16 protein-coding genes are annotated in these 21,554 nt (G+C 58.9%); 9 read left to right on the top strand and 7 right to left on the bottom strand.

Translation table 11 applies throughout. From position 1 onward, the window contains the following. Positions 1 to 20: 20 nt before the first annotated feature. From ABTV22_RS15235 to nudC, 3 genes are all read left to right on the top strand, one after another. Complete coding sequence (locus tag ABTV22_RS15235; RefSeq protein ID WP_433735342.1) at positions 21 to 794, top strand: class I SAM-dependent methyltransferase; 774 nt, start codon at positions 21 to 23, stop codon at positions 792 to 794. Between the two features lie 211 nt (positions 795 to 1,005). After that, complete coding sequence (locus ABTV22_RS15230; protein ID WP_433735341.1) at positions 1,006 to 1,818, top strand: crotonase/enoyl-CoA hydratase family protein; 813 nt, start codon at positions 1,006 to 1,008, stop codon at positions 1,816 to 1,818. A 7-nt stretch (positions 1,819 to 1,825) separates the two neighbouring features. Continuing rightward, entirely contained in the window at positions 1,826 to 2,656 is an 831-nt protein-coding gene (gene nudC, locus ABTV22_RS15225; RefSeq protein ID WP_433735340.1) for an NAD(+) diphosphatase, read from the top strand. On the opposite strand, the gene ABTV22_RS15220 is transcribed toward nudC, so the two are convergent. The 3 genes from ABTV22_RS15220 to ABTV22_RS15210 all read right to left on the bottom strand — a co-directional run bounded on the left by ABTV22_RS15220 (position 2,624) and on the right by ABTV22_RS15210 (position 4,677). Beyond that, the gene (locus ABTV22_RS15220; RefSeq protein WP_433735339.1) at positions 2,624 to 3,403 is read right to left on the bottom strand and encodes a TSUP family transporter; all 780 of its coding nucleotides are present in this window, start codon (positions 3,401 to 3,403) and stop codon (positions 2,624 to 2,626) included. The two genes, nudC and ABTV22_RS15220, sit on opposite strands and share 33 nt — an antisense overlap. 179 nt (positions 3,404 to 3,582) lie before the next feature. Beyond that, the gene (locus tag ABTV22_RS15215; protein WP_433735338.1) at positions 3,583 to 4,059 is read right to left on the bottom strand and encodes a DUF1348 family protein; all 477 of its coding nucleotides are present in this window, start codon (positions 4,057 to 4,059) and stop codon (positions 3,583 to 3,585) included. Positions 4,060 to 4,113: 54 nt separating this feature from the next. Continuing rightward, positions 4,114 to 4,677: a TetR/AcrR family transcriptional regulator gene (locus tag ABTV22_RS15210; protein ID WP_433735337.1), complete on the bottom strand. Its 564-nt coding sequence runs from the start codon at positions 4,675 to 4,677 to the stop codon at positions 4,114 to 4,116. 240 nt (positions 4,678 to 4,917) lie between these two features. Here ABTV22_RS15210 and pssA point away from each other — a divergent pair, with 240 nt between their 5' ends. Further along, positions 4,918 to 6,261, top strand: a complete 1,344-nt coding sequence (gene pssA / locus ABTV22_RS15205) for a CDP-diacylglycerol--serine O-phosphatidyltransferase (RefSeq protein ID WP_433735336.1) — start codon at positions 4,918 to 4,920, stop codon at positions 6,259 to 6,261. A gap of 129 nt (positions 6,262 to 6,390) precedes the next feature. Continuing rightward, positions 6,391 to 11,895 carry a hypothetical protein gene (locus tag ABTV22_RS15200; protein WP_433735335.1) on the top strand — a complete coding sequence of 1,835 codons (5,505 nt, stop codon included), beginning with the start codon at positions 6,391 to 6,393 and terminating at the stop codon, positions 11,893 to 11,895. A gap of 114 nt (positions 11,896 to 12,009) precedes the next feature. On the opposite strand, the gene efeO (ABTV22_RS15195) is transcribed toward ABTV22_RS15200, so the two are convergent. From efeO (ABTV22_RS15195) to efeU, 4 genes are all read right to left on the bottom strand, one after another. Beyond that, the gene (efeO, locus tag ABTV22_RS15195; RefSeq protein ID WP_433735334.1) at positions 12,010 to 12,834 is read right to left on the bottom strand and encodes an iron uptake system protein EfeO; all 825 of its coding nucleotides are present in this window, start codon (positions 12,832 to 12,834) and stop codon (positions 12,010 to 12,012) included. 19 nt (positions 12,835 to 12,853) lie between these two features. Beyond that, complete coding sequence (gene efeB, locus ABTV22_RS15190) at positions 12,854 to 14,152, bottom strand: iron uptake transporter deferrochelatase/peroxidase subunit (protein WP_433735333.1); 1,299 nt, start codon at positions 14,150 to 14,152, stop codon at positions 12,854 to 12,856. An 18-nt stretch (positions 14,153 to 14,170) separates the two neighbouring features. Then, positions 14,171 to 15,370, bottom strand: coding sequence for an iron uptake system protein EfeO (gene efeO / locus ABTV22_RS15185; protein ID WP_433735332.1), 1,200 nt, complete (start codon positions 15,368 to 15,370; stop codon positions 14,171 to 14,173). 107 nt (positions 15,371 to 15,477) lie between these two features. Next, positions 15,478 to 16,323, bottom strand: coding sequence for an iron uptake transporter permease EfeU (gene efeU, locus ABTV22_RS15180; protein ID WP_433735331.1), 846 nt, complete (start codon positions 16,321 to 16,323; stop codon positions 15,478 to 15,480). Positions 16,324 to 16,584: 261 nt separating this feature from the next. Here efeU and ABTV22_RS15175 point away from each other — a divergent pair, with 261 nt between their 5' ends. From ABTV22_RS15175 to ABTV22_RS15160, 4 genes are all read left to right on the top strand, one after another. Further along, entirely contained in the window at positions 16,585 to 17,601 is a 1,017-nt protein-coding gene (locus tag ABTV22_RS15175; protein WP_433735330.1) for an AraC family transcriptional regulator, read from the top strand. A gap of 249 nt (positions 17,602 to 17,850) precedes the next feature. Then, positions 17,851 to 19,515 (top strand): AMP-binding protein, encoded by a 1,665-nt coding sequence (locus ABTV22_RS15170; RefSeq protein WP_433735329.1) that lies wholly within the window; start codon positions 17,851 to 17,853, stop codon positions 19,513 to 19,515. Between the two features lie 16 nt (positions 19,516 to 19,531). Beyond that, a complete protein-coding gene (locus tag ABTV22_RS15165; RefSeq protein ID WP_433735328.1) occupies positions 19,532 to 20,293 on the top strand; it encodes an SDR family NAD(P)-dependent oxidoreductase in 762 nt (253 codons plus the stop codon). 12 nt (positions 20,294 to 20,305) lie between these two features. Next, entirely contained in the window at positions 20,306 to 21,499 is a 1,194-nt protein-coding gene (locus ABTV22_RS15160; protein ID WP_433735327.1) for an acetyl-CoA C-acyltransferase, read from the top strand. Positions 21,500 to 21,554: the final 55 nt, after the last annotated feature.

Below are 21,554 nucleotides of genomic sequence, written 5' to 3'. Positions count from 1 at the left end.
CATCGAAGCGGAGTTGCGTCATGAAAGATCATATTCACCACTCGGCGGCTGCAGGCTACAAAACCGGCGCCGATACTTATGTGCGCGGCCGCCCGGATTATCCGCCACAAGTGGCCGACTGGCTGACAGGCGTCTTGGGATTGAACAAGGACACCGCCGTGATCGACCTCGGAGCCGGCACCGGTAAGTTCACGGCGCGATTGGTGGCGACCGGTGCGCAGGTGATTGCCGTGGAACCGGTGGCGCAGATGCTGGAAAAACTGTCCCAGGCTTTCCCGCAGGTATTGGCCGTGAACGGCACCGCAACGGACTTGCCGTTACCGGATGCCTCGGTGGATGTGGTGGTCTGTGCCCAGGCCTTTCACTGGTTCGCAAGCGCGCAGGCACTCGACGAAATAGCCCGCGTGCTCAAGCCTTGCGGCAGGCTGGGATTGGTGTGGAACCTGCGCGACACCCGCGTCGGCTGGGTGCCGAAGCTGGATGCGATCGTCAATGCGCTGCAAGGCGATACGCCACGTTATTACACAGGTGCCTGGCGCCAGGTGTTTCCACATCCGGCGTTCGGGCCGTTGCAGGGGCAGCGTTTCAGCCATGGGCACACCGGTTCGCCGGAGGATGTGATTTTCAATCGAGTGCGATCGACCAGTTTTATCGCGGCGTTGCCGGAGGCCGAGCGGGCGAAGGTGGATGAACAGATTCGGGCGATGATTGCCGATGAGCCAGAGTTGCGGGGGCGGGAGGTGATTACCGTGCCTTATGAAACGGCTGCATTTATGGCGGTGAAGGGCAGTTAGATTAGTGGTGCGGTCATCGCTGGCAAGCCAGCTCCCACAGGATCTGCGTTGACTTGAAGGCATCCCGAATCCTGTGGGAGCGGGCATGCCAGCGATGAGGCCGGCCCGGACAATCCATCTCTAAAAGCAGTCCCGTTTTTGGCCGAACCGCCACCTCGTGGCCTTGATATAGTCCAGCCTCATTTTTTGCCTGCTAAAAGGAAACACCGGCATGTCTCAATACACCGCGTTCAACGTCGAACTGGTCGATAAAATTGCCCATGTGCAGATCAATCGCCCGGAAAAGATCAACTCGATGAATGCCGCGTTCTGGAGCGAGATCGTCGAGATTTTCCAATGGATCGACGACACCGACGAAGTGCGCGTGGTGGTCCTGAGCGGAGCCGGCAAGCACTTTTCCTCCGGCATCGACTTGATGATGTTGGCGAACGTAGCCAATGAACTGGGCAAGGACGTCGGGCGCAACGCACGACTGCTGCGACGTAAGATCCTGAATCTGCAAGCCTCGTTCAACGCCGTCGACAACTGCCGCAAGCCAGTACTCGCCGCCATTCAGGGCTATTGCCTGGGTGGCGCCATCGACCTGATTGCCGCGTGCGACATGCGTTACGCCGCCGAGGACGCGCAATTCTCGATCAAGGAAATCGACATTGGCATGGCCGCCGACGTCGGCACGTTGCAACGCTTGCCGCGCATCATTGGTGACGGCATGCTGCGTGAACTGGCTTACACTGGTCGCAACTTCGGTGCCGAAGAAGCCCGTGGCATGGGCCTGGTCAATCGCATCTACAGCGACACCGCCAGCCTGCTCGACGGCGTCATGGGCATTGCCCGCGAGATTGCGAGCAAGTCGCCGATTGCCGTGACCGGTACCAAGGAGATGATCAGCTACATGCGCGACCATCGCATCGATGACGGTCTCGAATACGTCGCTACCTGGAACGCCGCCATGCTGCAATCCACTGATTTGCGCGTGGCCATGGCCGCCCATATGAGCAAACAGAAACCCGATTTTGCGGATTGATTGAACAATGATTCCACGCTGGACGACTGCAGTTCTGGACACCGATCAACCGGGCGGCTGGGCCGTGGCCCGCAGCCCTGAAGGCTTCCTGTTCGATGACAATGGCGCGTTGTTCCCCCGTGAATGGCTCAAGCGCCAGGATCTTTCGATTCTGGCCGAGCACGGCATCGGTCACCTCGACGGCGAACCGGTGTATTTGCTGGAGTTGCGCACTCACAGCGAGCTGCCGGGCTGCAACTGGAAAGGCCTGCGGGCGTTCATGCTCGAGGGTGACCACACCGTCTACAAAGTGCTCGGTTATGCCGCGCAGATCGGCACCTGGGCCCGTGAACACCGTTTTTGCGGTAACTGCGGTCAGGCCATGACCCAGGTGCCGCGTGAGCGGGCGATGTATTGCAAACCGTGCGATTTGCGCAGCTATCCGCGTATTTCGCCGAGCATGATCGTGCTGGTGACCCGTGGCGATGAAGTGCTGTTGGCACGCTCGCCACGCTTTGTCACGGGGGTCTACAGCACGTTGGCGGGGTTCGCGGAGCCTGGGGAGTCGGCCGAGGATTGCCTGGTTCGCGAGGTGCGTGAAGAGGTGCAAATCGAGGTCAAGAACATCCAGTACATGGGCAGTCAGTGCTGGCCGTTCCCGCACTCGATGATGCTCGGCTTCCATGCCGAATACGCCGGGGGCGAAATCGTCTGTCAGGAAGACGAGATCGAAGACGCCCAGTGGTTCAACGTCCATGCGCTGCCGCCGTTGCCGGCGTCGCGCTCGATTGCCCGTTACCTGATCGACGTCTATGTGGCGCGGCGTTTAGGCCATGCTGAACCAGTGCTGCCAGGCTAGCCGCACGGTCAAGCCCAGCACCACGGTGATGAACACCGGACGAATGAACTTCGCGCCGCCACTGATGGCGGTGCGAGCGCCGAAGAACGCGCCGACCATCACCGACAGGCCCATGCACAGGCCGATGATCCAGTCCACTTGTCCCGAAAAAACGAACACCGACAGCGCCGCAATGTTGCTGACAAAGTTCATGCTGCGCGCCACGCCGCTGGCCTTGACCAGATCGATGGGGTACATCAGCAGGCTGCTGACCGTCCAGAACGCCCCGGTGCCGGGACCGGCCACGCCATCATAGAAACCGAGGGTGAAACCCTGGGTTGACTGCCATTTCTTCTTGATTGGCGCGTCGCTGTCCAGCGGCGCTTTCGGCGTGCCACCAAACAACAGGTAAAGGCCGCAGGCGAAGACGATCACCGGCAGCATCTTGTTCAGCCACTCGGCGGGCAGGAAATGCGCGACCCCGGCACCGGTCAGTGCACCGACCAGGGTGCCAACGATGGCGTGCATCCACTGTTTGGGGTGGAACAACTTGCGACGGTAAAAGGTGAAACTGGCGGTGGCCGAGCCGAAGGTCGAACTGAGTTTGTTGGTGCCCAGCACCAGGTGTGGTGGCAGGCCGGCGGTGAGCAAGGCAGGCGTGGTCAACAGACCGCCACCGCCAGCGATGGCGTCGATGAAGCCGGCAATAAAAGCGACAAGGGCCAGAATGGACAGGGTGGTGAGGTCAACACTGAGTTCGAAAGGCATGGAATCGGCTTAATCGGCAGGGTGCAGCAAAGGGGCTGCGGGGAAGGGCCGATATCTTACCCGCATCCAATCCCGCGGGCGACCGAATGCTTTGTGTAGGAGCTGCCGCAGGCTGCGATCTTTTGACTTTCAAGATCAAGAGATCGCAGCCTGCGGCAGCTCCTACGGTTCAACGGTGTTTACAGGCCAAGGTCCGACAGGCCCGGATGATCGTCGGGGCGCCGGCCCAGCGGCCAACGGTATTTGCGCTCGCTTTCCTTGATCGGCAGGTCGTTGATGCTGGCAAAACGATTGGCCATCAAGCCATTCTCGTCGAATTCCCAGTTCTCGTTGCCGTAGGAACGGAACCAATTGCCCGAATCGTCGTGCCATTCATAGGCATAACGCACGGCGATCCGGTTGTCGGTGAACGCCCAGAGTTCCTTGATCAAGCGATAATCCAGTTCCTTGGCCCATTTGCGGGTCAGGAAGGCCTTGGCCTCTTCTCGGTTGTTAGCGAACTCCGCACGGTTGCGCCATTTGGTGTCCAGGGTGTAGGCCAGCGACACGCGCTGCGGATCGCGTGAGTTCCAGCCATCTTCGGCCAGGCGAACTTTTTCGATGGCCGATTCACGGGTGAAGGGCGGCAATGGCGGACGAACTTCGGCGTTTGACATTTCAGATCTCCGTAAAATTAACGATCAAGCTAGTTGTCGGGCTTGATTAAGCTATTACAGGTCCAATAATTTACGCGCCATGCATTGCGCATTATCGGCGGCACTGTGATCACCCATTACAAGCGCCACGGTAATGGCACCGTCAATCAGGATCAGCAGCTGTTTGGCCAGCAACTGCGGATCTTCGGCGCCCTGTTCAGTGCACAGCTCGCACAAGTAGTCGAGCAGTTTCTGTTTGTGGTCCTTGGCGACCAGCCGAACCGGATCTTGCGGGTCGCCGGTTTCGCCACTGGTATTGATGAAGGCGCAGCCGCGAAAACCTTCGGAATCGAACCAGGTCTTGAGCACGGAAAACAGGTTAAGCAGGCGCTCGGCCGGGCTTTGTGCCTGATTCACCGCACTTGTGTACCAGTGCATCCAGCGCTGGTCCCGCCGTTGCAGGGCCGCGACGGTGAGCTCCTCCTTGTTGGCGAAGTAGCGGTAGATGCTTTTTCTGGAGACGCCGGCGGTTTTCACCAGAAGATCCATGCCCGTGGCGGCGATGCCACTTTTGTAGATCAACTTTTCGGTGACATCCAGAATGATGTCGCGTGTGCCATTGTTGTTTAATTCGTTCATGCGGCCAACAGTAGAACGATCGTTCTCCATTGGCAAATAATATTTCACGCTCCTGATAAATGGCCCTGTAGGAGCTGCCGCAGGCTGCGATCTTTTGATTTTAAAAACAAGATCAAAAGATCGCAGCCTGCGGCAGCTCCTACATGAGAATGCGTTCATCCATCAATCCATCGGGAAGACCCGAACCCATCCATGGTGTAAGCTCTCAAACTCTCTGGATTCGACCCGATTGCGAGCCCTATGCCGTTGCTTTTCAAACGCTCCCTGCTGCCCAAATTGCGCAGTTTTCCGCTGACCGCCGATGCCGTCACCATCCTCTCTGGCGCTGCCGAGTTCCGTCGTAGCCTGCTGGAGAAAATTGCCAGCGCCACCCAACGCATCTATATCGTTGCCCTGTATCTGCAACAGGATGAGGCCGGCCAGGAAATCCTCGATGCCTTGCACGCGGCCAAACTGGCGCGTCCACACCTGGACGTGGTGGTGGTCGTCGACTGGCTGCGCGCCCAGCGCGGCTTGATCGGTGCCGGTAAACAGCCAGGCAACTCGGCCTGGTATCAGGAAATGACCCGCACCCACGAAAGTGTGGTACCGGTGTATGGCGTACCGGTGCAGACCCGTGAGTTGTTCGGCGTACTGCATCTGAAGGGCTTCGTCATCGATGACTGCGTGATCTACAGCGGCGCGAGCCTGAACAACGTCTACCTGCACAAGTTCGACAAGTACCGCTACGACCGCTATCACCTGCTACGTAACCAGGCCTTGGCTGACTCCATGCATCACCTCGTTCAACATGGTCTGGTGGCCTCCAAAGCAGTACACCGCCTCGATCTGCCGAACCTGCCGACCACCCGCAGCCTGCGCAACGACATTGGCGATCTGCGCAGCCGCCTCAAGCATGCCACGTACGACACCACCCAAGGCACCACGGAAAAAAGTGGCCTGTCGGTCAGCCCATTGCTCGGCGTTGGCAAGAACAACCCGCTGAACCGGGCGATCTGCGAATTGATCGCCAGCGCCCAACAGCAACTGACCATCTGCACGCCGTATTTCAACCTGCCGCTGGCGATTATCCGTGAGATCAATCGGGCACTGGCCCGTGGCGTGAAAATCGACATCGTGGTCGGCGACAAGACCGCCAACGACTTCTATATCCCGCCCAGCGAGCCATTCAAGGTGATCTCGGCGCTGCCGTATCTCTATGAAATCAGCCTGCGTCGTTTCGCCAAGCGCCATCAGCGCAACATCGACAGCGGTCAACTGAACCTGCACCTGTGGAAGGATGCCGACCACACCTACCACCTCAAGGGCATGTGGATCGACAAGCGCTACACCTTGCTGACCGGCAACAACCTCAATCCGCGAGCGTTCCGCCTGGATCTGGAAAACGCCTTGCTGATCGATGATCCCAAAGGCGAATTGCTTGAGCCGCGTGGCAAGGAACTGAAAGAGATTTTCCAGCACACCACGCGCATTCAGCGTTATCAGGACCTGGAAACACTGCCTGAATACCCGGCGGGGGTGGCCAAGTTTCTCAAGCGCGTGAGTCGAGTCCGGATCGAACGGTTGCTGTACCGCATTCTGTGAGCATCAACGAACCTTCAATCCTGTATCGAGCGCCTCAAAAGGGGAGCTGACTCTGAGCGTTTTCTTGTAGTGTGCTGACGACGAGCCAGCTAACGTTGTGGCGAACTCAGTGCCGCAAGGAAGCGCGCAATGCTCAACTCACGCCCGATCAACGCCACTCATATCCCGACAAGCTCCAATCCCTCCAGTACGCCCCTTTTTCACACACGCCTATCTGCCCAGGTATTGACTACCCATCAAGGGCAGCGGTCCCCGAAACTCCCTGACAATCACGCTCGACACGGGGCGACGGGGCCTGCTGTGGAAAAAGGCGGGATCGTTTTTCCTGCTTACTGTGGTGGGGGTATCGAAACCCCATGGGACGTTATCAAGGATCAGCAGTCTTTCAATGAGACCTGCACGTTTGTAGAGACGTACCTGAGCACCCATCAGATTTTAGAAGAAGAGTTTCTCTACGCGCTGGATACCGGTTTTTTTCAACGGCCCTTGGGCAGGGCGTCGGCAGATCTGTTCGTCGACGCGGTGATGCGTTCAATCAGGCCCCTGGGGGAATGGACGACGGGGCAACTGCGCGAAATGGTGGAAGCGCTCTGTAAACTGCCTCCCGGCGAATGGGCCAATGCGTTCGGTGAGCGCCTGAGTTTCTCTCCAGGTAACACAAGCAACAGCGTCGCAGGGTTCATCCAATCGCAATTGGCGCTGTCACGCCTGCAACGCGACGGGAAAATTGCCAATGATGAATTGTTGACGGATGTGCAATGGCAGGAGCTGCAAGCGGTGGTCAAGGATTGCCGATCCTCCATCAGGCCCTGGGTCGAGGGGCGACTGAACAGCACGCTGATGAAACTGGAAGACTGCGCAAAGGACCGGCGATCTCCTGAAGAAATAAAATTCCTGCTGGGCGAATTTCTACAGCGCTTGAATGAACCTCGCGGAGAACGGTTTCCGGAGCGGCACAAGCGTGCAGTCGAAGGTCTCTGGCAGAGCATCAGGCTCAAGCCGACTCCGACATTGCTGGACGAATTCAAAGAGTGGATTGATCCCGCCTGGGTGCAGACAGGCATGCAACGCGTCGTTAAGCATACAAACTCTGCACTGAATTCGCTGGGTGCCTTGACCGCCAAAGACCTGGGACAGGCGCTTTATAAAGGGGCGAATTCAGTCATCACCCCCCTTGTCAGTACGGCATCGATGGCAAGTTTCGCCTTTCGTACCGCTCCCAGGCCACAGGCAAACGAGGACAAGGTAACCGACAGCGAAAACGACTTTTCATTGATGCAGACGCTTGAGGAAATCGAACGCAAGGGCGATTACTACACGCATGTCCACATCAATGGACCGCGTATGCCGAACGGTTTGGCGGCTCGGTTGTTGTATGCCGGGTACATCGCCCATGAGGCATCGGGTATTGCCAGCAGTTTGCGTCCCAACAGTCCCAAACCTCCCAAGGCGCAGACGTCACCATTGCCCCCTGAACCGCAGAAGCCCGCATCGGTTTCCATCAACCCTTTCGCGCAACTTGAACCGTTGGTGCTTGCGATCGATGAATTCTTTACCCGAACCGTACAGGGTGTAACCGGCTGGAGTCCCGTTGCAGCCGTGAAGTTCGACGATCTCGGCAAGCCGTACAAAGAGATCAAGGAACAGCTGATGCAGGCGCAAATTAAAACACCATTTGCATCTGCTCCATCCTCTTCTTACGGTTCAGTCGGTAATCCCTACGTCGATACCGTGGAGCAACTTCAGGCCGATTCCCTGGAGACCTTGCGCGCCGGGCTCGCACATTGGCTGCAGGCCACCGCCGGTTACCTGACGTCCGCTGGCGTGGCGACATGGAAGATTGCGACCATCGCCGTCGAGCAGCATCCATATGCCACTGCTACGGCAGCGCTGATTGCGATTTACGCCGCTGTGAACGAGTTTTACAAACGATGGTTCGGTCAAGCAGCGATGCACCCACAGGCGCACTTCGCAACGGAAGCGCCCCCCAGGCAACCAGAAATGATTGTTGATGAATTGGGTTCAATCCAGTCGTATCGCTCGGACGCCGAGCTGGTCGACGAGCGTATCTTCGAGCCCCGAAATCACTACGCCCACTTGCAGTTTTCCAGACTGGAAGTCGACGAGAATGGAAATACCTATATCGAGACGGAGGAGATCGCCGCCAGCTCCGATCAAAAGGACCCCGCCGACGACAGCTCACTCTGGGTGCCGGAGGCACTCAGTGATGCGCAGATCACGCAGCAGGCTGATCAAAACCTGCAAACCCGTGTGCAGGAACGGTTGGAGGCGAGTCAGGACAGGCCTCTGTCTGTCCCTGAAGACAGTTCCATGAACCGGCCGCTGGCGCTTTTGCGGCAGACCCTGAATGATCCTGCCGTGCTTGCCTGGTTCGAGTCCAAAGGATTGGTGCTCGATACATTGAGCATCTATCGAGACTCAGTTTCAGGAACGGTCATCCGTGACGGGGTGAGCAGTACCCAAACATTCAGCCTATGGGATGACTCGGGGTGGTGGAGGGTTTCCACATCCGTACTCGCTGCGAGGCAAGTGCTCGATCCTGGCAATTTTGGTCTGCCGTTCGTGGACGACAATCAGAACCTCATTCCGTGTGCCGTGATCCTGGATTTTTTCAAGGTCGTGCCTCCCACCAGCGATAAGGAAGCCGGCACGTTGGCTGATCGTCTGAAAAAAGAAGGGTGGCCGCCATTCACTTCTGATGACAAGGCGGTGATCGATCAGGAATGTAATGAAGTTACGACGCTGATCGCTGAGACGAAGGGGCGTGCCCAATTGGGGTATGAGTTGAAAATGGCGGTGGAAAACTTGCCAGACGACGCGCCTCTTTTGTTGTCGGGGCGGTATACCCGAAGCGCCAACTATTTGCCGCTGGCGGATAAGTGCGCGGAAAAAGTTGAAGTTTTGAACAAGTTTCTAACGTTGCCGAGGATGCTTGAAATTTGTGAGGGGCTGAGTATCGATTGTTCCAACTCGCCGGTACGGATCAGTGATAACAAAATCCAGGTCCAACGTTCGATGCAATGGTACGACTTGACGGCGCTGGTCAGCGCTGAAAGTTCGTTGAGCATCCCATTTGCTCAGTTGCTGCAAGCAGTCAAGGAAACGGGGAATACCCTGTATTCAACGTTATCCATGGACTTGCAGCAGGTGATCAATTACCGAGGTTTCGGCTCACCCAAAACAGCGGGTGAGGTACGTAACGTCATGCATTGGCTCAATACAACATTGCCGGGTGCACCGCCATTGGGCGACTACGGCGCTGATCTGCTTGGGGATGCTCAATCCATCATCAGCCTGACGCCCGAAGACCGAGCCAAAATCATTAATCTGCAGGCGGGTTTTTTCAACGATGCCAGCTCGATTATCGATGCATTGGGCGCCGACCTGCTGGGCGATACGTCCGTTGAATACCGTCGCACTCACGTCGATCAATTGCTGGAAGCGATGTTTGAAAAAGACCAGGCCGTTGCCTGGGGGCACGAACTGCTCAATACGCTGGACTGGTATGGAGCAGGTCAAACGGCGTTACCCGAGCACTATCAGAAACTGTTGCTGGCAGCGATCAAAGTCAAAGTGGACCCCGACGTACCCGGTAGGCCAGGCACTGTCGCCGGGTATGACGTTTACCAGCCTAAGAACCTGGGGCGGGATCTGGCCGCCGTGCGCGCGGAAATTGAACGTCACCTGGTGGACAACAAGGGTGTCAGTGCCCGGGCGGCGCCGCTGATTGCGCATGTGTTCCTGGCCGACGCGGCACCCGAATTCCTGACGCGCGATACTGACAAAGGACTCCAGATGGGCACTGCGAACTGGATGGCACTGCGCCTGGGCACCGCTATCGCCGAAATTCAGGAGCCAGGCTGCTCGCGGGTCATGGACAATGAACAGTTGATGGCGCTGGCCCTGCTGATCCCCACCACGCCAGAGCAACAGCTGCTGTTCAAGACCGCCGCCGCTGATATTTTGGTGGCCTGGGGCGTCATGAACGGTGTCGTTCATCAACGCGCGGACGCGCTCTATTCCCCGGCGGACTATTTGCTCGCAGCCAACAGATTTGCATCACAACGAGCAGAGCTTTCCCAAGCGATTGACGGGTTTAAAACCCGATTGGAGACGCGCAAGGAAATCGCGGTCAGGGAACTTGGGAAAATCTTCTCTTTCCTCACCACGGAGACCGTGGACGACATAAAAATCAAGGCCAACGTGTTCACACCGCTCGATAGGTTTACGCCTATCAGTACGGTGGAGAAAACGCTCGTCGAGGCTTACATGGACGGTGATTTGTTTACACGGAACTGGGTAGTCACCAGCACGCCGATAGAGCAAGCATTATTTGATCGGGCTGTGAGGGTGTTGCCGGTATTGAACGACCTGCTCACGAGTTCGGTAGACCGTTTTTTCAATGCGCGAAAAAGCGGCTTCGTTGTCACAACCCAATCGTTGATAGCGGCTTTGCCACTCGAAACTCGCCAGTGCCTTGAACAGGGCGAAGTGAAACTCTTTACCTTGCGTGAAGAAACCGGCAAACCCAAAGAAGATGAAACAGCGACGATGCAAGCGGCGTTCCGTGGCCGGTACGGCACGTTGTTGCGCTGTGAGTACCAGCAGAAAGTCAGATATTTTGAGTTCTTTCCCGGTCGCATGTTGATCATCGAGCGTACGGATTTGCCGGACGACTTGCCGCTTGAAGGCGTAACAAGAATAGAAAAGGCGCGAGTCAGTAAGGGATCCACCGTCAACGTGGATGTACAGCGAGGTACACAACTGCCTTTTGATTTCTCAGCCTATTCTCAGGGAACTGCACCGGCCGCGGGTGCCCAATCTAACAAACTGATCATTGAACCGTTGGGAGGCGCGCTACCCGGTACGACGGCGAACGGGAGCGGGCAATCTGCTTTTGTCCCGGATAGCTACAGTTCGAGCAAAACAGGGAATATCGTCGACCGTATCATCAATGGAAACTACCTGCAGGGAGAGCGGGATTTTCTGTTTAAAAAAGCGAGAGGGCAAACGACAGCCGATGAAAACCGTGCCTACTGGGAAAAGGTGGAAAATTTCCTGGTGAAACTGATCCCTTTTGTGGGTTGTACGGATGACTTGCAATCCGAAGATCGGATGCGGTTCATCAACGGCGCCTTCGGGTGTTTCACGGACCTCGTTTCAGGTTTAAGCGCTTTGGCAGGCGGAGCGGCCAAGATTTCCAAGACTTTAAACTCGGTCGTACCTGTCAGTATCAAGGCTTTTGAAGCTGTCAAGGTTACCGGCACCACCGTTATCTCAATGATCAACCCGCTGGATGGTCTGCCAGATCTGATCGTCGGAGGGGGAAGGGCCATTGGCTCATTGCGCAAAGTTCTGACAAGTGGCGTATTTACCTTGACTCAGGCGGGCACCAGTCATTTGCAGGCATGCGTGGACCGGCTAAGGGGTTTCTTTGGCGGGATGGTGAATGGGGCGTCCACTCGATTGCCGCGTTCGGTCACCACTTCATTGGGCCGAGTGAACGGCACGGAAACCTTGGCTACTCAGATAGACAACAAATGGTACGTCCTGGATACCGACGGTTATCCTATCGGGCGAGCGCTGGATAAATCAAAGGTCTTGCCCTTGTGAAAACTGTAGGAGCGAGCTTGCTCGCGAAGGCCGTGAAGATAAACGCGTGCTATCTGTGTGCCCGCGGTGTGCTTTCGTTCATCGCGAGCGTGCTCGCTCCTACAGGGACCTGAGTCAGTTCAAGCCGAGCTTTGCGCGTAGGGTCGACAAGTCTTCTGCGAGGGTATTGACCGGTCCAACCAGCGCCTTGCGGTCGTTTTCCTTCACTTTGTCGTAAGTCTCGAAACCGCCATCGCGGGTTTTGTACTTGGCCAGGATCTTGTTCACCGTGGCGAAGTTCTTGTCGACCTTGGCGACAAAGGCGGCGTCCTGCTTCTCGATCTGCGGGCGGAACAGGTCGACGATTTTCTTCGCGCCATCGATGTTGCCCTGGAAGTCATACAGGTCGGTATGGCTATAGCGATCTTCTTCACCGGAAATCTTGGTGGCCGCCACTTCTTCGAGCAGAGCAGCAGCACCGCCGACGACTTTCTCAGGCGGGAAGGTCAGGCCGGCGACGCGGGTTTGCAGGTCCTTGACGTCCTTATCCAGACCGTCCGCCAGTTCGCCGAGACCCTGGGTGCTGTTTTCCGAGAACAGTGAGTATTCGATGCGGTGGAACCCGGTGAATTCTTCAGCCTTCACGCCTTTTTCGTGGTCATCGACCCTGGAGTCGATGGAGGCATCCAGGTCACTGAACAGTTCGGCAATCGGCTCGATGGACTCGTAGTAAACCCGCGTCGGCGCATAGAGCTTTTTCGCCATGGCCAAGTCACCTTTTTTCACGGCGTCAGTGAATTGCTGGGTGTGGCTGGCCAGTTCATCCAGTTGCTCGGTGACGTAAATCTTATAATCGGAAATCGGTTGCACAAGCTCTAGCGGCGCCGTTGCCGCGAACGCTGAAAGTGGGGTGTTGAGCAAGCCTAGGGTCAGGATTATTGCCAGTGGCGACTTTTTCATGAAAGGGCTCCGTGGGGGATCAAGTTGTTGTTTTGGGTTGAGCAGCGCTGAGTAGCGAGCGACCGATGAAATCCTGGTCGCCTGTGACACCGGGCAAGGTGAAGAAGTACCCGCCGCCGACCGGCTTGAGGTATTCCTCCAGCGGTTCGCCGTTGAGTCGGGTCTGCACGGTGATGAAGCCTTTTTCCAGGTCGGCCTGGTAGCAGATGAACAGCAGGCCCATGTCCAACTGGCCGTTCTTGTTTACGCCGTTGGAGTAGTTGAACGGCCGGCGCAGGATCAGATTGGCCTGGGTCGCGGCGGTACGCGGGTTGGCCAGGCGGATGTGGGCGTCGAGCTTGGTCAGCTTGCCTTCGGGATCTTTGGCGTAGTCGGGCACTTCGGTCTCATGGCTGCCGCCCATGGGGGCACCACTGCTTTTGACCCGGCCGAGAATGCTTTGCTGTTCCTGCAAGGGCGTGCGATCCCAGCGTTCGACGAAGTTGCGGATGATCCGCACCGCTTGATAGCTGCCGCCTGCGGTCCATGACGGTTCGTCGCTGCCCGGCTGGACCCAGACGATGCGGTCCATGGCGTTGCCATCGTTGGAGTCAGGGTTAGCCGAACCGTCACGGAAGCCCAGGAAGTTGCGTGCACTCTGCGCAGGCTTGCCGGGTTTCGCCGGGGCCTGGGGCGGCACGCTGCCTTCCTGTTTCCAGCGCACCAACAGCAGGTCCGGAAGGTTTTTCACGATGTCGCGCAGGGCGTGGATGTTGGTGTCGGCGGTGTTGGCGCAGAACTGCAGGCTCAGGTCGCCGTGGCAGCAATCAGCTTCCAGCGCATCGTTGGGGAAACCGACCATGCGGCTCAGGCGCTTGGGTTTGACGTCCGCCAGGCCGAAACGCTCGTCGAACAGCGATTCACCCACCGATACAGTGATGGTTAGGTTATCCGGGGTCACCACCGGGCCGAGAATCCCCGAATCCACCGGCGGCAGTTTTGGGTCGACCTGGGTCACCGGGCCGCCCTTCATCAGAAACGCGATGCGCTCGTTAAGTGTGCGCAACAGCCGCTCAAGGTCGTCTCGGTCGCTCGCCAGCACATCGAATGACACCAGCATGCCCGACGCCGGGCGCGGGGTGACGATGCCGCTCTGGTGCTTGCCGTGGAAGTCGTGGCGGTCTTCGGTACGGTCGCTGCTGGGGGCCTCGGCGACCTGCGCGGGGCTCGAGGCCATGGCCGGGCAGCTCAGCGTCGAGCCTGCCAGTGCGACACCGGCGGCGCCCATACCCATCAGTACCCGGCGACGCTGGAGGTTGAATGGCTTTGAATCGTTCATCTGAAACTCGTCTTCTGCTTAAAGGCCGGAAAGGCCAAGGGCGGGATCGATACCATCGAGTGCGGCGGCCAATGCCTTGGCCTTGTCGGCGATCTGCTGACGCTGTTGGGCGCTGACGCTGTCGTAGCTGGCGTAACCGTTGTCGACCTTGAAACCGTTGAGTTCGGTGTCGAAATCGCTCAGGGCCATGTCGAGTGTCGGCAGCAGGTCGGCGGCGGATTTGGCCAGCAGTGGGCGCAGCAACTCGACGACCTTGTGCGCGGCGTCGAGGTTGCCGGCAAAACCGTTGAGGTCACTGTGGCTGTAGCGTTCTTCTTCGCCGTTGCTGGCACGAACATCGGCGAGACTGTTGAGGTTGCGCACCACGCTGCTCACCAGTTGCTCGGGTGGCAGTGATTGCGCCAACAGCTGTTGCTTGAGGGTGGTGACGTCCGTGAGCAGGCGCTGGGCGACCGGTGCCAGGTCATCGAGGTTGCGTTGCTGGAACAGTGCGTACTCGAGGCGATGGAAGCCGACGAAGGCCGGGTCCTGTTCGCGTTTTTCGAAGTAATCGGCGCGCGCGTTGATGACGTTGTCCAGTTCGGCCAGGCGTTGTGCCGCAGGGGCCAGTCGCTGGTAAGCCGCGCGGGCTGGCAAATACAGGGTTTGTGCCTGGCTCAAATCACCGGCTTCGATGGCTTGATCGAGTGCAGCAACGGCCTTGATCAGCGCCGTGCCCTGGCTACTCAGGTAAACGCGAAACTCCGACAATGGGCCGACGAAGGCGACCATCGAGGGCCTGGCTTTGGCTGCCGCGTCCGAGGCCGCCGTCGGCGTGACGTGCAGGGTGCCGCGCGGGTTACTCAGCAGGCCGCAGGTAATCGTGTAGTCGCCGGGCAACAGGTTGGCGTTGATCACCTGGCTCAGGCCCGGTGCGATGTTTTCTCGCTCTTCGACCACCAGCACGCCATCGAGGATTTCCCATTCCACGGCGCGGTCGGAGCGGTTGACGATGCGAAAGCTGGCGCGCCCGGCGGGCACTGTCAGGGCGTTGGGCTCGCAGCTATGCGGATGAATGTTCACGATCACCTCGTCGTGGTTGGCCTGGCGCCTGGACGCCGCCATTTTCGAGGCGTAGTAGAACAGGCCGCCGGCGGCGATCATCACGATCACCGAACCGGCCACCGCCCGGCGCAAGGCGCGGGGAGGGGAAGCCTGGGGAGGGGCTGGATTTGGCATGGGAGCCCTTACTGATTGGAAATTGGAATGTGCAGGCCCCTAACCCTGTAGGAGCGCGCCTGCTCGCGATGAATGCACAGGCACCGCAGGGCGCCTGGTTTCACGCGTTATCGTTGACGACCATCGCGAGCGTGCTCGCTCCTACAGGGGCTAGGTGTTGGCAGGAAGAACATCACCAGCGCCACCAGCAAATAGATCGCGTACGCACCCAGGGTGCTGACGGTCGGCGCATCCTGATAACCGAACATTCCGGCCAGCACCGAGCCCAGCGGGCCATCCATCGGCAGCGTGGCGCTGATGTCGAAGAGCACGGTTTGCAGGTGATTCCAGACCCCGGCTTCATGCAGCGCCTGCACTGAGTTGGCGAGGATGCCGGCGGCGACCACCAGGATGAACAGGCCGGTCCAGCGGAAAAACGCACCGAGGTTCAGGCGCATGCTGCCGCTGTAGATCAGGAAGCCGACGATGATTGCCAGGATCAGGCCGAGCAGGGCGCCGATCGGTGCTGCCGGGCCTTCGCTCTGTTGGAACACCGCCAGCAGGAAAAACACTGTTTCCAGGCCTTCCCGAGCCACGGCGAAAAACACCATGGCGATCAGGGCAATCACCTGATGTCGGGAACCGGTCAGCGCCTGATCGAGGGACTCGTGCAGCGAATGTTTGATCGAGCGCGCCACCTTGCGCATCCAGAACACCATGGAACTGAGGATGCCAACGGCCACCAGGCCGACCATGCCTTCAAACAGTTCCTGTTGTTTCTGCGGAAACTCGGCGCTGACCAGTTCCAGGCCACCACCGACCAGCAGGGCGAGGGCGGCGGCGAGGAACACGCCGATCCATACAGCAGGCATCCACTGACCGCGACCGGTCTGTTTGAGGTAACTGGCGATGATGCCGACGATCAACGCCGCCTCGATGCCTTCGCGCAGCATGATCAGGAAAGGAACGAGCATTCGGCACCGTGTCACGAATAGATAGGGTGCAAAGTTGTAACATAATGACACTCATTCCCAAATGGCAATCATTGACATTTACCTGAACCTAAGCTGAACAGATCAAAAGATCGCCGCGCCCCCGTAGGAGCGAGGCTTGCCCGCGAAGCAGAAAACTCGGTTTTTCCGTGAAACCGCGAGATCGTTCTTCGCGGGCAAGCCTCGCTCCTACGGAATCACGCTAATATGCCTACCACTCAATCAACAGGCCCACCTCGCGCAATGTCGGAAAAAGACACCATCTCCATTCAACTGGTACGCGAAGCGCTGTTGCAGAGTTGTGCCCCAGGTGCCTCCACCGATGAGGTGTTGAACAAAGTTGGCATCGATCCGTCTCTGCTGCTCAGCAATGGCGCACGGGTGCCGGCCACCGCCTATGCGCGGTTGTGGCGCTTGCTGGCGCGGCGTGGCGACGACGAATTTTTTGGCATGGACCCACGCAAGCTTAAATCCGGCAGCCTTGAGTTTCTCTGTCGCTGCGCCATGGTCCAGCCCAGCCTGGCGGCGGGGTTGACCAGTGGCCTGGGTTTTCTGTCGTTGATGCTCGAGTGCATGCCCGCCGAACTGGTGCACCAGCAAAGCCTGGCGGAAATCGTGCTGTTGGAAGACGAGCACGCACCGCGTCGCGCCTTCACTTATTTCACTTATTGGATGATCGTTCACGGCGTGGCCTGCTGGTTGGCCGGGCGGCGGATTCCGATCCTGGCCATCGAGTTACGTTGCCCGCAGCCGGATTTCTGCGATGACTATCAGGTGATGTTTTCCGAGAACCTGCGGTTCGATCGGCCACGCACGCGGATGATCTTCGCCGCCGATTGCCTGGACCTGCCGATCAAGCGCACGGCGCAAGAGCTTCAGCGGTTCCTGGCCCAGGCGCCAGCGAACATTCTGGTGAAGTATCGCGATCCGCAAAGCCTGGCTAGCCGGATCAAGCATGACCTGCGGCAACTGCCTGCCGAACAATGGCCGGAAACCGACGCCCTGGCGCAACGCCTGTGCATGTCCGCCTCGACCCTGCGGCGGCGATTGTCCGAGGAAGGGCAGACGTATCAGGGGCTCAAGGACAGCGTGCGCAAGGAATTGGCGATAGTGTGGCTGGCCGAACCGAGCATCAGCTTCGCCGAAATTGCCACCCGGTTGGGGTTTGCCGATGCGAGCTCGTTCTACAAAGCCTTTCGCAAGTGGTCGGGGTCCAACCCGGGGCATTACCGCAGCTTGATTCTCAACGAAGCCACCTGATCCGGGATTTTCGTTGTGGCGACTGACGTCTTCGCGGGCAAGCCTCGCTCCTACGAAAACACCACGCATCCCGTAGGAGCGAGGCTTGCCCGCGATGGCGTCAGTACCAGCGCCATATCCCTAAGCCTTGGCCAAACCAGTCAAGCAACTTGAGTACTTTGACCATTGCCCCGCTCCCCGCGCAGAGCGAGTATTTCTATGTTGGATAAGGTTCCCCCAACCTAATAAAAACATAGAGGGATTCTGGCAATGCGCGATTACTTGTCTGCCGTTTCACAGTTCAACTATCAGCACACCGTCGACGCCGCACTCGCAGGCGATCTGACTGCCCTCAACGCCTGTGTCGAGTGTTGCGATCGGCATGCCTTGCCAGGGCGCATCGCGCTGTTCTGGGAAGGCCGCGACGGCTCCAGTGCGACCTACACCTTCAGCGACCTGCAAGACAAGGCGGCGCGTTTCGCCAATTTCCTCCTGGCCCAAGGTGTCAAGAAAGGCGACAAGGTTGCGGGCCTCTTGCCCCGTAACATCGAATTGCTGATCACCGTGTTCGCCACCTGGCGCATCGGCGCGGTGTATCAACCTTTGTTTACCGCCTTCGGCCCAAAAGCCATCGAGCATCGCCTGGGCAGTTCGGGTGCCAAAGTGGTGGTCACCGACGCAGGCAACCGTTCCAAACTCGCCGAAGTTCCCGATTGCCCGACCATCGTCACCGTTGGTGGACCCAAGGGGCAGGGCATCGTTCGGGGCGATTACAGCTTCTGGGCCGAACTGGCCAATTATTCCAACGTGTGCGAGCCGGTGATGCTCACCGGCGAAGACCCGTTCCTGCTGATGTTCACCTCGGGCACCACCGGCCCGTCCAAAGCACTGTCAGTGCCGCTCAAGGCCATCGTGGCCTTTGAAAGCTACACCCGCGATGCGGTGGATTTGCGTCCGGAAGACGCGTTCTGGAACGTCGCCGATCCGGGCTGGGCCTATGGCATCTATTTCGGTGTTACAGGTCCGATGGCCATGGGGCATCCGATCACCTTCTACGATGGCCCGTTCACCCTCGAAAGCACCTGCCGGGTGATCAACAAATACGGAATCACCAACCTCACCGGTTCGCCGACGGCCTACCGCTTGCTGATTGCCGGTGGCGACGAATTCGCCCGCTCGATCAAAGGCAAGCTGCGTATCGTCAGCAGCGCCGGCGAACCGCTGAACCCGGAAGTGATTCGCTGGTTTGCCGACAACCTGGGCGTGGTGATCAATGACCATTACGGCCAGACCGAACTGGGCATGGTGCTGTGCAACCACCACGGCCTGGATCACCCGATCCACTTGGGCGCCGCCGGTTTTGCCTCGCCGGGCCACCGCATCGTGGTGCTGGACGATCAGTACAAGGAGCTGGGCGTCGGCCAGCCGGGCATCCTGGCCATCGACCGCAGCCAGTCGCCGATGTGCTGGTTCGCTGGCTACGAAGGTGCACCGACCAAAGCCTTCGTCGGCCACTACTACCTGAGCGGCGACACCGTGGAGTGGAACCCGGACGGCAGCATCAGCTTCGTCGGGCGCAGCGATGATGTGATCACCACCTCCGGCTACCGCGTCGGCCCATTCGACGTGGAAAGCGCCTTGATCGAACACCCGGCCGTGGTTGAAGCGGCGGTGGTTGGCAAGCCCGATCCGGAGCGTACCGAGCTGGTCAAGGCTTTCGTCGTGCTCAGCCCGCAATACCGCGCCGCGCCAGAGTTGGCCGAGGAGCTGCGCCAGCATGTGCGCAAGCGCCTGGCGGCGCACTCTTACCCTCGAGAAATCGAATTTGTCAGCGAGTTGCCGAAAACCCCGAGCGGCAAATTGCAGCGCTTTATCTTGCGCAACCAGGAAATCGCCAAGGCTCAAGAGGCTGCGGCGAAGAACGTTTCAGCTTGAATCCAAGGAAACAATCATGCAAATCGCAAACAAGGTTTTTCTCGTCACCGGCGGTGCTTCCGGACTGGGTGCGGCCACGGCTGAAATGCTGGTAGGCGCTGGCGCCAAAGTCATGCTGGTGGACATGAATGCCGAGGCCGTTGCGGCCCAGGCCGAGCGCCTTGGTGTGCAAAGCGTTGTCGCCGATATCAGCAACGAAACCGCGGCAGAAGCGGCGGTTCAAGCCACGGTCAATGCGTTCGGTGGCTTGAATGGTCTGGTCAATTGCGCTGGCATCGTGCGCGGCGAGAAGATCCTCGGCAAGAACGGTCCGCACACGCTGACAAGCTTCAGCCAGGTGATCAACGTCAACTTGATCGGCAGCTTCAACATGCTGCGCCTGGCATCACAGGCGATAGCCGAAACCGAAGCGGATGCTGGTGGCGAGCGCGGCGTGATCATCAACACCGCGTCGGCAGCGGCCTATGACGGCCAGATCGGCCAGGCGGCCTACGCGGCGTCCAAGGGTGCCATCGTCAGCCTGACCCTGCCGGCCGCCCGCGAGCTGGCGCGCTTCGGCATCCGCGTGATGACCATCGCCCCGGGCATTTTCGAAACACCGATGATGGCCGGCATGACCCCGGAAGTCCGCGACTCCCTGGCCGCCGGTGTGCCATTCCCGCCGCGTCTGGGCAAACCGGCCGAGTACGCGTCGCTGGTCCGGCATATCATTGAAAACAGCATGCTCAACGGCGAGGTGATCCGTCTCGACGGTGCCCTGCGCATGGCCGCCAAGTAAGGAGGATTTGTCATGACTATCAGCAACGATCCAATCGTAATCGTCAGCGCCGTTCGCACTCCAATGGGTGGTTTTCAGGGCGACCTGAAAAGCCTGACTGCGCCGCAACTCGGTGCCGCCGCGATCAAGGCTGCTGTCGAGCGCGCCGGAGTTACGCCGGATGCTGTCGATGAAGTGCTGTTCGGTTGCGTACTGCCCGCAGGACTTGGCCAGGCACCGGCTCGTCAGGCCGCGCTGGGCGCCGGGCTGGACAAATCGACGCGCTGCACCACGGTGAACAAGATGTGCGGTTCCGGCATGGAAACCACCATCCTGGCCCATGACATGCTATTGGCCGGCAGCGCCGAGGTGGTGATCGCTGGCGGCATGGAAAGCATGTCCAACGCGCCGTATCTGCTGGACCGCGCCCGTGCCGGTTATCGCATGGGCCATGGCCGGGTTCTTGACTCGATGTTCCTCGACGGCCTGGAAGACGCCTACGACAAAGGCCGACTGATGGGCACTTTCGCCGAAGACTGCGCCGAAACCCACGGTTTCAGCCGCGAAGCCCAGGATGCGTTCGCCATCGCCTCGACCACCCGCGCCCAGCAGGCGATCAAGGACGGCAGCTTCAAGGACGAGATCGTCCCGCTGACCGTGACTGTCGGCAAGGAACAGGTGGTGATCAGCAACGACGAACAACCACCGAAAGCCAAGCTGGACAAGATCGCCTCACTGAAACCGGCGTTCCGCGAGGGCGGCACCGTCACGGCGGCGAACTCCAGTTCGATCTCCGACGGCGCGGCGGCACTGGTACTGATGCGCCGTTCCGAAGCGGACAAGCGTGGTCTCAAGCCGCTGGCGGTGATTCACGGTCATGCCGCCTTTGCCGACACCCCGGGCCTGTTCCCGGTGGCACCGATTGGCGCGATCAAGAAGCTGATGAAGAAAACCGGCTGGTCGTTGGACCAGGTCGATCTGGTGGAAGTCAACGAAGCCTTCGCCGTGGTCGGCATGGCCGCGATGACCCAACTGGAAATCCCCCACGAGAAACTCAATGTGCATGGTGGTGCCTGCGCCCTGGGCCACCCGATTGGCGCCTCTGGTGCGCGGATTCTCGTGACCTTGCTTTCGGCCCTGCGCCAGAAAGGCTTGAAGCGCGGCGTGGCGGCAATTTGCATCGGCGGTGGCGAAGCGACGGCGATGGCCGTGGAATGCCTCTACTAACTACGCGATCCCTGTAGGAGCTGCCGCAGGCTGCGATCTTTTGATCTTAAAATGC

The organism is Pseudomonas putida, assembly GCF_050990305.1.
Lineage (GTDB): Bacteria > Pseudomonadota > Gammaproteobacteria > Pseudomonadales > Pseudomonadaceae > Aquipseudomonas > Aquipseudomonas putida_AH.
The sequence above is the reverse complement of the archived record's forward strand: the minus strand, read 5'-3'. Positions and strand labels throughout refer to the sequence as shown.